Source organism: Zhongshania sp. (assembly GCF_041623545.1).
GTDB lineage: Bacteria > Pseudomonadota > Gammaproteobacteria > Pseudomonadales > Spongiibacteraceae > Spongiibacter.
Genome location: NZ_JBFJWS010000073.1, coordinates 1 through 12056, shown reverse-complemented (window position 1 = coordinate 12056; position 12056 = coordinate 1). Strand labels below are relative to the sequence as shown.

Annotated in this window: 12 protein-coding genes; 5 read left to right on the top strand and 7 right to left on the bottom strand. The window is 51.0% G+C overall.

All coding sequences use genetic code 11. The annotated features are described in order from the left end of the window. The 4 genes from ABYT30_RS09110 to ABYT30_RS09095 form a co-directional block, all read left to right on the top strand. A partial coding sequence (locus tag ABYT30_RS09110) for an acetyl-CoA carboxylase biotin carboxyl carrier protein subunit (protein ID WP_373096125.1) occupies positions 1 to 601 on the top strand: 601 nt, incomplete at its 5' end. Further along, positions 601 to 1503, top strand: a complete 903-nt coding sequence (locus ABYT30_RS09105; protein ID WP_373080674.1) for a hydroxymethylglutaryl-CoA lyase — start codon at positions 601 to 603, stop codon at positions 1501 to 1503. The genes ABYT30_RS09110 and ABYT30_RS09105, both read left to right, overlap by 1 nt. Before the next feature lie 51 nt (positions 1504 to 1554). Next, positions 1555 to 2256: a CoA transferase subunit A gene (locus ABYT30_RS09100; RefSeq protein WP_373080676.1), complete on the top strand. Its 702-nt coding sequence runs from the start codon at positions 1555 to 1557 to the stop codon at positions 2254 to 2256. A 14-nt stretch (positions 2257 to 2270) separates the two neighbouring features. Further along, a complete protein-coding gene (locus ABYT30_RS09095) occupies positions 2271 to 2927 on the top strand; it encodes a CoA transferase subunit B (RefSeq protein ID WP_373096123.1) in 657 nt (218 codons plus the stop codon). A 66-nt stretch (positions 2928 to 2993) separates the two neighbouring features. Here the strand turns inward: ABYT30_RS09095 and ABYT30_RS09090 are convergent, their stop codons facing one another. Both ABYT30_RS09090 and ABYT30_RS09085 read right to left on the bottom strand, forming a co-directional pair. After that, complete coding sequence (locus ABYT30_RS09090; protein ID WP_373096121.1) at positions 2994 to 4013, bottom strand: DNA-3-methyladenine glycosylase 2; 1020 nt, start codon at positions 4011 to 4013, stop codon at positions 2994 to 2996. Positions 4014 to 4230: 217 nt separating this feature from the next. Continuing rightward, positions 4231 to 6486, bottom strand: coding sequence for a hypothetical protein (locus ABYT30_RS09085; protein ID WP_373096119.1), 2256 nt, complete (start codon positions 6484 to 6486; stop codon positions 4231 to 4233). A 402-nt stretch (positions 6487 to 6888) separates the two neighbouring features. On the opposite strand from ABYT30_RS09085, the gene ABYT30_RS09080 reads away from it, so the two are divergent. Next, complete coding sequence (locus tag ABYT30_RS09080; protein ID WP_373096117.1) at positions 6889 to 9474, top strand: TonB-dependent receptor; 2586 nt, start codon at positions 6889 to 6891, stop codon at positions 9472 to 9474. 129 nt (positions 9475 to 9603) lie between these two features. Here ABYT30_RS09080 and ABYT30_RS09075 read toward each other — a convergent pair whose 3' ends face one another. From ABYT30_RS09075 to ABYT30_RS09055, 5 genes are all read right to left on the bottom strand, one after another. After that, positions 9604 to 10014, bottom strand: coding sequence for a hypothetical protein (locus ABYT30_RS09075; protein ID WP_373096115.1), 411 nt, complete (start codon positions 10012 to 10014; stop codon positions 9604 to 9606). 65 nt (positions 10015 to 10079) lie between these two features. After that, entirely contained in the window at positions 10080 to 10535 is a 456-nt protein-coding gene (locus ABYT30_RS09070; RefSeq protein WP_373096113.1) for a nitroreductase/quinone reductase family protein, read from the bottom strand. Positions 10536 to 10597: 62 nt separating this feature from the next. After that, positions 10598 to 11176 carry a TIGR01777 family oxidoreductase gene (locus tag ABYT30_RS09065; protein ID WP_373096111.1) on the bottom strand — a complete coding sequence of 193 codons (579 nt, stop codon included), beginning with the start codon at positions 11174 to 11176 and terminating at the stop codon, positions 10598 to 10600. Beyond that, entirely contained in the window at positions 11119 to 11484 is a 366-nt protein-coding gene (locus ABYT30_RS09060; protein WP_373096109.1) for an NAD-dependent epimerase/dehydratase family protein, read from the bottom strand. Before ABYT30_RS09060 ends, ABYT30_RS09065 begins: the two co-directional genes overlap by 58 nt. 296 nt (positions 11485 to 11780) lie before the next feature. Next, positions 11781 to 12056, bottom strand: a 276-nt coding sequence (locus tag ABYT30_RS09055) for a PLP-dependent transferase (protein ID WP_373096107.1), incomplete at its 5' end; no start/stop codon positions are given.

Below are 12056 nucleotides of genomic sequence, written 5' to 3'. Positions count from 1 at the left end.
CCGCCAGAAGCAATTGATCGCTGAACGCGCCAGTAATAGTGTCGACGCTAATTCGCCCTGGAATAACGCCCATAGTTGGCGGATGAATCAGGCTGCCCAGCATAATTTTGACATCCAGTTTGGCGAAGAAATCGTCGCGGTCACCGCTACTGCGCTGTCGTCAGCCCCGAACGCCAGCTTTGTTATTCGCAGTGGCGACTTGGAGTCCACTGTCAATGGCCAACTGCAAGACCGCGTATTGTTCGCTGATATTGATGGCCACCGCCAAAACGCCAGCGTGTCCGAGCACGACAGCGGCTACAGTTTGTATAACGCCGAGCGCGCTATTCACTTCAATATAAAACGCCCAGATTTAGGCGACAACAGTGACGACGCGGCAGAGAATCAATTAGTCGCCCCCATGAACGGCACCGTCGTTAGTCACTTGGTGGCCGTCGGCAGCACCGTGAGCAAGGGCGACCCCTTGATGATTATGGAAGCCATGAAAATGGAGCACACCATTCGCGCCCCGAGCGATGGCACAGTGGCTGCTTTTTTCTATCAGCCCGGCGAGTTAGTGAGCGGTGGCGCTGAATTAATCCAGCTAGAGAAAGCAGAATAATGAACGCGAAACTTCCCAGTTCTGTCCGTATTGTCGAAGTTGGCCCTCGCGACGGCCTGCAAAACGAAAAGCAGCCTATTGATACCCAGACTCGGGTGCAATTAGTCAATATGCTCAGCGACGCAGGCCTTAAAAACATCGAAGCCGGCAGCTTTGTGAACCCGGTCTGGGTACCGCAAATGGCCGGCAGCGAAGACGTCTTCAGCCAGATCAAACGTCTTGACGATGTGCGCTATGTGGCATTGGTGCCAAATATAAAAGGTTTTGAGCGCGCCATCAGCGTTGGCGCCAATGAAGTAGCGATTTTTGCCGCCGCCTCTGAAGCCTTTAGCAAAAAGAACATCAATTGCAGTATTGAGGAAAGCCTCGATCGCTTTAAGCCAGTCATGAGCGCCGCTAAAAATTTAGGCATTCAAGTACGCTGCTATGTGTCCTGCGCGATTAGCTGTCCCTACGAGGGCGCCGTGGCACCCCAGAAGGTGGCCGAGGTTAGCCAGCGCTTGCTAGAGATGGGCGTTTACGAAATATCCCTAGGCGATACCGTCGGTACTGGCACGCCCGCTGACGTTAGCCGCATGTTGGAAGCAGTATTAAAAATCGCCCCGGTCAATAAATTTGCCGCGCATTTCCACGACACCTACGGGCAAGCACTGGCCAATATTTATGCCTCACTGCAAATGGGTATCTCCGTGGTCGACAGCTCGGTCGCCGGCCTCGGTGGCTGCCCCTATGCCAAAGGTGCTGCGGGGAACGTCGCGACCGAAGACCTTGTCTATATGCTCAATGGTCTTGGTATTCAGCACGGCGTCGATCTCGATAAATTAATCAGCGCTGGCCAATTCATCAGTGGTAAATTGGGGCGGCAAAGTGCTTCCAAAGTGGCCTTGGCTTCAGCTCGATAAATAAATACAAACCGCTTAAAGCGGCGCACTGCAGTATAACAGGAGATACATATGTCCGGTTTTGACAAGGTAGTTAGTAGCTACGAAGAAGCATTGGATGGCCTCGAAGACGGCATGACCATCGTTGCCGGTGGTTTCGGTCTGTGCGGTATTCCCGAGAATCTAATCAAGGAAATTCAGCGCAAAGGTACCAAGGGCCTCACCATCGCATCGAATAATTGCGGCACCACCACCAAAGGTTTGGGGCTGCTGCTACCGAATCGCCAGATTAAAAAAATGATCGCCTCCTATGTTGGCGAGAACGAACACTTTGAAGCCCAGATGATGAGCGGCGAACTTGAAGTCGAACTCACTCCCCAAGGCACTCTCGCAGAAAAAATGCGGGCGGGTGGCGCGGGTATTCCAGCCTTTTTCACGGCAACCGGCTACGGTACCGCGGTTGGCGAAGGCAAAGAAGTGCGGGTCTTTAACGGGCGCCACTATATTTTAGAAGAAGCGATTCAAGGCGACTTCTCTATCGCAAAGGCATGGAAAGCTGACCGCTACGGCAATTTAGTGTTCCGCAAAGCCGCGCGTAATTTTAATCCGATGGCGATCACTGCCGGTAGAATTGCGGTGGTTGAGGTAGAAGAAATAGTCGAAATTGGCGAACTCGATCCGGATGAAATTCATTTGCCCGGCATCTATGTAAATCGTCTAATCCAAGGCACCTTTGAAAAAGCAATCGAGCAGCGTACCGTTCGCAAGGCATAGCAGGAGAAATAATAATGGCTTTATCGCGTGAACAACTGGCGCAGCGGGTTGCGCAAGAATTTAAAGACGGCTACTACATAAATCTCGGGATTGGTATTCCGACTCTAGCAGCCAATTACATTCCCGATGACATGGAAGTGATTCTGCAATCGGAAAACGGCATTCTCGGTTTGGGGCCATTCCCGACCGAAGACGAAATCGACGCCGACCTAATCAATGCCGGCAAACAAACAGTGACCTTAGCGCCCGGCGCGGCATTATTTTCCTCGGCGGAATCCTTTGCCATGATTCGCGGCGGCCACGTTGACCTCACCGTGCTCGGCGCATTTGAGGTAGACTGCCAAGGTAATATCGCCTCGTATATGATCCCCGGCAAACTCATCAAAGGCATGGGCGGAGCCATGGATTTAGTGGCGGGCGCTGACAATATTATCGTCACCATGACCCACGCGTCCAAACACGGCGAGTCTAAATTACTGACTGAATGCACTCTGCCCCTCACCGGCAAGGCTTGCATCAAACGGGTGCTCACTGACCTTGCATTACTCGATATTGAAGACGGAAAATTTATTTTGCGCGAGCGCGCTCCCGGTGTGAGTGTAGAAGAGATCAAAGCCAAAACTGCAGGCGCCTTGATCGTTCCTGATCATGTGCCTGAGATGCAGTTTTAACGTACTTTTAACCGAAACATCCCGCCAATTTTATTGGTCGGGATGGTTTGTTTCTTAGCCGTAAAGCTAATACACCTGATCCGCCTGCATTGCCCACAAATGCGCAGCCACCAAAGCCCGCCACGGTGAGAATTGCGCCAGCCACTGTTCAGCCCCCCGCTCAGTCACTTTAACTTCCTGACCCAGCAATATTTGCAAGCTACGCCGCACTGCCACGTCGCCGTGCAGGGAACCGTCTAGGTAGGCAAAGCCCCTAAGCAAAACATAATTTACCGTCCACGGGCCTATTCCTTTAATAGCCAGCAACTGCCCGCGCAACACTTCAGCGCTTGCGTGATCCATCAATTTAGCGGCAGCCTTTGGCAGCAACAGTTGACCGGTATCAATGGCCTGCGCCAGTAAAATAAGCGTTTGCGCTTTGCTCTTGGATAAGCCGGTAGTGCGCAATTCCTCGATATCACATGCCACCACTTGGCTGGGCGAAGGATGGCAACGCAAACCGCTGGAATGCAAGGTACCTAGCTGCTGAATAAATCGCCGCCGAATCGACACGGCGGCAGATACGCTAATTTGTTGGCCGGTGACAGCCCAACACAGCGCCTCGAAGGGATTAGCGGACAAGGGTACTCGTAGGCTTGGTCGCTGCTGGATTAGCTCACCGATATTCGGGTGGTGGGCATACTGTTTTCGAAATACCGCGATGTCTTGATTTAGGCCCAGCATTCGGACGACGATATTTTGTAGGCCTCCTCGCCACTGTGTTGCTTGATTAGACTTAATGCTTTGCCGTGCTGGTAGATCCAAGTCTAGAATCGCTGCCGCTGCTTGGGCACCAAACTGAATACTTAAACACGCTGGAAAGCCATCCCACAGAATGGCCTTCTCCAATGTGCTCGACAACGCTTGGCCAGATTGAGTTTGATATTCAGAATACATAGATACGCAGCGTTCAGATACCTGTTCGCTATCGCGGCCATGGAAGGCGAGTACATCCGCTACTCTGTAGTTAACTGGCAGTGCCAATTCTAGCGAAATTCTCATTACGTTAATCAATTCATCGATTTGCTGCGTTGGTTTGGATCTCATGAAGGCATGTCGGGTATCTAAGTGCGATGCATAAAGACATTCACTTTGTTCAAATAAATGGCTGCCTTAACTCTTCTCGCATACAAGCCCTTGAAGACAACGATCATTGTGATCAATAAGGCGGGGAATATCAGCCCGATTCTTGTTAAACGCTGTATGGGCCAGAAATGACTTGGGGGCCAATGGCCCCCAATTAGGTAATGACATCGAAAACAGCTTAGCTAACAACCACCCGCACCCGTGCAATGTTTTGAATCCGCCCATAAGGCGTTTTTGCATCCCCATCACGCTGGGACGTGGCGCGAACCACGGCAAAATAGGTTCCCGGTTTGTCGTACCTATGGCTGGTTGATAGTTTCAGGTGCGCAACTGGCGCAGAAATAGATTCTTTCTGTGGGTAGTCACCTCGACCTTCAAAATCCCACTCAACCGAAATCAACCGCCCTGCCCTGGCTGGCACTTCAATATCAGCACTGAAATCGACGCTACTATCGATTGCCACGTCGGTACGTATACCGCCATTTACCTGCAACTTAACAACAGGCTGAATGCCGCCTCTCAATTTAGCATCGTCCGGCACCAACACCTGTGTATCTACCACCTCATATTGAGTTTCACTGGGGTGGATACCTTTTTCAACCCAGCGACTCACATCCCGTAAGGCTTGTTGTAATGCACCCTCAAAACTCACGGTGTGCGCTTGCGCGATACCAGCAGGCGGGTTGTCGTGTTGGGCATGTTCGATAAACCACAGTGCAAAATTGTCTTCAAACGCGGCGCCGAGCTTTTCTTTTACCTGGGAGCGATACCAGTCTGCCTGCCAAGGCATGGCATCGATGTCCATCATAGATTCCACAAGTAAAACCTTGCCGTGAATACTGCCGTCCGGAACTGACCCCGCCGTACCCGCCGCGCCAATTGGCCCTGTTAAGGCTTCGCGCTGTGGATAAAGTGGCTCGCCATTGGCATCGCGATACTGATTCCAGCCATACATATCCGGCGTTGGTAATTGATGGCGCTGATATGTTTGTAGTGCAAGCGCCCAGCTATTATCAAAGCGGACTTTATCACCGGGCTGCAAGCTTGGGCCAAGCGTGGCATCAGCCGCATAAGACACGGTTACCACATCACCCTTAATATCAGCCAGTGGTGCATTTTTACCTTCTGCAGCGCCGCTGAGCACAATGAGATGGGCGTCAGAAAAATCCTTCTCAGGCATGGCTGCTAAGCGAATCTGCGCAGGGAAGCCAGGCAGCACTTCGGCGACAGTGGTTTCAAACTGCCCGCGCTCGGCCGCGATCGCAGACTTTGGGTCAGTACCAAGGTAGCCCGGTTTCGTCCAGAAGTCGTCAAGGTAAGTGGGATCTAGCATCGGCACAATCACCGCGACATTTGGAAAATAACCACTGGTCAGCGTTTCGTGATTCCACCAACCTTTTAGCGGATAGCCCATTAAGCTGGCCTCGCGCAGTGCAGCGCTCTCCTCTTCGTTGAGATCCACATAAGGATCGCCGCTGCCGCCCGGATTGATCGCGTCGACAATGCCAGGAAATTTATTGCGCTGGCGCAGTACCCGCAGTGCATGCATACGCACCGTAAACATACTGGGAATAGCATTCGGTGACGCCGCCACAAAGGGGACATAGCCATCCCACACCCCAGAGGTGTTTTCCGCTGCGCCCATGACTTGGTAGGAACCACCGCTGCCACCAAACAGATAGCCGTATGGACGATGTTCACCGTAAAGCTCAGCCGCCAACTGGCGTGAATATTTTGCCGCCGCCGCGTTAACTCGGTAAGCCGCGATCGCCGGATCTGCCGGTGGCGCGCGATCTGCGCCACCCAAATTAGTTTGTACGTAGTAGGCGCCGCTATCCATAGTAAACGCTAAATTGCCCATTGCCACGTCAAAAGCGATGGGAAACGGCCCGATATCAGAGGTCGTTGCCATTGGGTAGGTATTGTGAAAAAAGCGCCTTTGATACTGTTCTGCGGGCGGAAAGTAGAACGAAAATTTAGCGTCGGTATCTTTAAAGCCGCCGTGAACATAGCGATGCGGTACCGGCTCTCCGCGCAGCTCATTAATGTCGACATAGGCTTCAGTAAACTGTGGATCTACGTAATCTTCTGTCAGCAATTCACTGTCATCGGCTGCTGCTTCAGCTTGAAAAGAACCCGCCTCAATGCGCTCTCCCGTTAATTCAGATTTACCGAAAAAACCCATTTTAGCGGTGCCCGTCATGGCGTCGCCGTCGACCACAACATTAAAGGTCACGTTGATCGGAATCGGCTTTTTAATATTCATGATCCAGCTCAGCTTGTCACCGGACACCGTGCCGTTCACATCAAGATTGGCCATAGCGCTGGTGATCCGCCCCAAGAACCCTGCCGATGTCGGGATAATTTCAAATTGCATGACCTGCGGGCCCATCGCTGTAGCTAACGAGACCTTCCAGAAACCTGCGGCATTCATACAATGCACTCCTAATTATTATTAATCTGGAGCGAGAATATCACAGCAATTCGATAAAGTAACCAGCGGGTAACTTATTACCCTGAGCAATACTCGGTTTGCGCATTTAAGGCGCTATAATATTTTTAACTGACCCCATTAATCACACAGCTCCGTTTCAGTTTGGTCCTCCAAGAGATTCCGGAAAGCGACGACCGGTAGACTGTGAAACAGTTTGCGATAGCTCGCCCCCATTCCCAAACCCTTCTCGCCTCAAAGTAAGTCTATGCCGCCGGCAAATTAATTAATCACTATTTTCCTTTAAGCTATTGCACAATAAATACACTTAAGTGTAATAATATACCGTATATTCCAAAATAAAAAAGACTGCTGCGTATCAGTCGTAAAAGAGGTATTAACACTGTGTTTAGCCGACAAGCATTACCCGGCAAGGGTCTCATCACACTATTTATGCTCAGCGCACTCAACTGCAGCGATTTACACGCCGCCAGTGGCACCCTCGAAGAGGTGCTGGTTACCGCCCGAAAACGCAGCGAAAGCATGCAAGACATTCCTATTGCGGTAAGTGCGATTAGCGCTGAAGATCTTCGCGACCGAGGGATAAGCAACACCAGCGAGCTCACAAAATCGGTTCCCAGCTTGGAGATCCGCAAAGGCCAAGCGAATCAGATCTATATACGTGGCATTGGCGAGCGCACGGGCTTCGCGCGAGTAGACCCCACTGTTGGTGTCTATCTTGACGACTTGTTCCTACCCCGCTCCGACGGCCAGTTACTCGACACGGTAGATATACGCAGCATACAAGTGCTGCGCGGCCCTCAGGGCACCCTATTTGGCAAGAACACCACGGGTGGCGCAATGGTGGTCAGTCTCCTCAAACCCGATGACAGCGACGATGCCTACGTCGAATTAGGACTCGGCAACTACGCGATGAATCGTCTAAAAGCGGGTATTAATATCCCGATTAACGATCATTTTTATACTCGGGCCGCTATCAATATCACTAAAGACGACGGCTATCTCGAAGATATTGGCCCCAGTGGGAACACACCGAGCAACGACCGTCAGTCGCTGTTACTGCAAACCCGCTGGGAACCCAGCGAAAGCTTTACCCTCGACACCCAGGCCTTTCTCGGCAAGGTTCGTGAGATGATGACCGGCACCACCTGCACCCTACCCAATGAGAATGCACTCTATTACAAGGGACTTTGGGTAGCCCACAGCGGTGATACCGACCCGTCTAATCCCCGCGCATTCAAGGAAAACTGTGACGCCAACTCCCGGGCGCGCCTTGGCGATTTAAAAACCAACCTCGGCGCAACACCTCGGCTGACTAAAGATTTAGACACCATATTGCTGGCCGCGACCGCCGAATGGCAGCTATCTGAATCACTCAACCTTAAAACCGTGCTAGGCCTGCGAGGAGAAAAAGAAGGCCCAATCCACGCCAGTGACCCAGACGGCGGCCCAGCCCTCTGGACCAGTTATATTAATACCGAGGATAGCGATCGTCGCTCTTACAGTTTTGAGGTTCAACTAAACGGCGATGCCATGGAACAGCGACTGCGCTACACGGCGGGCTTTTTCGCCATGCAGGAAACCAATACCGAAAATTTTTCAACGTCCAACGCCTTTCGTGGTATCGACAGCCAAACGCTGGCGGAAATCGGCGCCGGCAGCGACCCAACACAGCCCGCGCCCGGCGGCAGTCTCCCACTTGTCGGGTTTATAGGTGCGCCGCTCGTGGTTTCAGATTTTGATTTGCAAAACAGCACCGCTGCGATATTCGCTCAAGCCTCTTTTGACATTACCGAACTTCTTGAAATTACCCTCGGTTACCGTGTAACAGCTGAGCGTCGTCACTCGGAACTGAGTACCACTGAAGCGGATATGGATGCGATTGGCCAGCAACTAAGCACCGGCGGCCTGTTTGGCGCACCTACTGACATGGGTCTCTTTGGTCCAGGGGTATCGGGCTTTTTCCCCTACCTAGGCCCACTGCGCTGGATGGCAGATCCCGTCGGCCTCGCCAATCAAATTTTTACCGACGGTGATGGCGACGCGCTGATCGACTACCCGCTAGACCCCAACTCTACCCGCGCGGAAATGCGTGAAGAAACCTTTAGCCAAAGTACCCCCATGCTGTCGCTGGCGTATAACCTGCCCGAGCATTGGCTCGACAATAGTCCAGTAAACACTACTATGATTTACGCAACCTGGAGTCGCGGTTTTAAATCAGGCTTTTTTGAACCTCGAGGCGTTGATGGCCTCCAGCGGATCGAGCCCGAAGTGGTGACCAATCATGAGCTCGGCTTTAAGATCGACGCCTTTGACCGCAGCGTTCGTTTAAATGGCGCGGTGTATGCTATGGACTTTACGGACCAACAATTAATCGCGGTTGGTGCCGACTCTGGTCAAAACGTGGTGGTGGTATTTGGCAATGCCGGCCAATCTGAAATTCGTGGCGGCGAGCTAGAATTACTCTGGCTGCCGAGCCTCCAATTGCAAATTAATGCCAGCCTGAGTTTGAACAATTATCGTTATACCGAGTTCACCGAGCTGGACCTGCAGGCCGCTGTTCTAGGCCGAGAGGAAACCGTCGACCGGCGCAAGGAAACCTTTCCCGTATCGCCAGATAAATCCGCCGCCATTGGCGTGCAATACAGCTGGTCCGGCGACTACGGCTTGATTACTTCGCGAATGGATCTCAGCTACAAAAGTGAGATTTTCTATGGTTTTGATCCCGCCTCTTATGCCGCCTTTAAGCGCGATGCAAACGCCGCCGGTCAACCAGCCTACCAACTGTTGGACGCCCGCCTCAGCTGGCAAAATCCAGAGGGTGACCTCAGTGTGTCGGCATGGGTCAAAAACCTTAGCGACGAGCGCTACCGCATCGGCGTTGTCGCCGTGGCCGACTCCTCAGGCGTCTACAATGAAGGTTGGGGGGAACCCCGTATGTTCGGTATAGATTTGCGGCAGGAGTTCTAAACCGGCGAGAAACCCCGAAAAATGGTCGCCCTCCGCGGCGACCATTACGGCGCTTATTTCATCAAATCCCTATTCAGCGCAAGAGAGTATTAGCACTGATTAATTTCAACAACAGACTGCGCATACCACTTAAGCATCATGCACCGGAATAGGCTCCAGATCAGGCTGAACAAAAGATTGACGCGCCAAATCGGAAAAAAGTACTTTGGCAGAGTAATGCCTCATCATTATCTTTGAGTCCAACACCACCGGGTTTTTAGCGATGAAGTCTTCAGCAGATTGCGCATCAGCGGTATTTTCCATGAAATGCCTAACTGCCAAGATCCAGGCTTTAGTGAGGGTCTCATGGTATTTCTGAACAGGGTCAATACCTGCATGTTTTAATAGCGCTGTTAACGTTCGTCGCACGCGATTGAGTGCAGCGACGGTGTTATATTCAACAAGGTAAATGTAGGCTAAGCGGATATGTGCTCTGTGATCAAAATCCGCCACCGGAAACGCGCAAAATTCCACTTGTTGTTTAAAGGTTTGATCTGCCACAGATATACGATGCTTCATTGACTTACCTACAGCCTAAACCGGCTAGCACACGCGCGCCAACAGCTTCACGCTGGATAAAGAACCACCACGGGAATCTCGCGATCAGTCGCAGCCTTGTATGCCGCATAAGGCGAAAAATAGTTTTCCATCATATTCCACAGCCTTGCGCGCTCTTCGCCTGCGGCGACCTTAGCAACGGCTTTAAACTCGTCATTGGCCACTTTCACGGTAATATTTTGATTCGCTTGCAGGTTTAAAAACCACGCGGGATGCGCTGGCGCACCGCCCTTGGAGGCGATCACACAAAAACCGCCATCTCCGCTTGGCCGGTAAATTAGCGGAATAATTAAGGTCTTACCGGACTTCCGGCCCTTGGTGGTAAGCAGCAGCGTGGTTAACATCCCCTCTCCGCCACCTAAGCTCGCATCCCAAAGATGAGCCGCTTCGCCATTTTCAAGATAAGCATTAACATGATCGCTCATCCACGACGGCAGGTAATCAGGAAGCTTAATATCATTCACGGCTAGGCACTCCTATGAGTAATTTTTTTCTACGCGACATTAGCTAAAGGACGAGCAAAGTCTTATAGCACACTTGATAATGCCGCATCTAAACGTTGATATTTAAATCGGAAGCCCGCTGCTTCAAGCTTAACCGGACACACTTGCTTACCAGCCAATAGCAACTCTTTACCCATATCACCCAGCAAGGCCTTTATGACAAAAGCCGGCATTGGCAACAGTGCGGGGCGTCGCAAACAACTTCCCAAGGTTTTGCTGAACTCCTTATTTGTTACTGGATTTGGTGCAGTGCAATTAAGCGGGCCTCGAAGGCTTGTCTGTTCAATACAGAAATCAATAATCCCAATTAGATCCCCTAGATGTATCCATGGCATCCACTGCTTTCCGCTGCCAATTTTCCCACCCAGACCAAGCTTAAATGGTAACAGCATCTTGTTTAATGCCCCGCCATCCTTCCCTAAAACAATGCCAATACGGAGCAAGCAGGTGCGAATACCCAGCGCTTCAGCCTGCACCGCACACGCTTCCCACTGTGCGCAGAGGCGGCTAGAAAAACTATGATCACCGACGGATGACTCATCTATCAGTTTATTACTAACACCAACGCCGTAATACCCAATAGCAGAACCACTGATAAACACCGCTGGTTTTTTGGCGTTTTTTTAAAATAGGTAATTATTTCTTCCGTCGTTTCAATACGGCTATCGACAATTTGTGCCTTTTGTATTGCGGACCACTTTTTATCGGCAATGGGTTCACCAGCAAGATTTATAACTACATCGAAGTTTATATCGGCACTGATCTCACTCAGATTTCTAACTGAGGTCATGTTAGTGCCAAGCAATTCCGGACGTCGTGTCTTAACAACGATATTATGTCCCTGCTCACAGAGATGAGCACATAAAGCACTGCCAATAAAACCCGTGCCACCGGTAATAAGAAAATTCATAAGCAACACCTCTATCAGCAAAGTATCCGTATGTAAGCATACGCCACGCTGTAGAAAATAGATTAGGTCAATAATTGCGAGTGCGCGAACTAAAGCGCATGTATTAGAAAGGCCATTAAAGACGGCGCTTTCGGGCTTAGCCCCCGTCTGGTCCAAAATTTTTTTATGAATTCGGGAAAGAATGCAACAAACAGCACTGGAAGAGAGTTGACGCTAACAATGCATAACAGCCATACCGACCTTCTCTACGCTAAGTTACGCTGAGATCAGCTGACCTCAGCGTAACTTAGGCCCAATTAGGCTTTATCGAGCGCCTGACTAACATCGGCAATAATGTCATCTATATGTTCAATGCCAACCGAAATCCGAATTAAATCAGCACTTACTCCGGCCGAGGCCAGCTCTTTTTCATTTAACTGCCGATGGGTAGTAGAAGCCGGATGACAGGCCAAAGACTTTGCGTCACCAATGTTCACCAGGCGGAGAATCATTTGCAGAGAATCAATAAACCGGGCGCAAGCGTCAATACCACCGCTTATACCAAAGCTTAAAATACCTGAGGCCTTACCGTT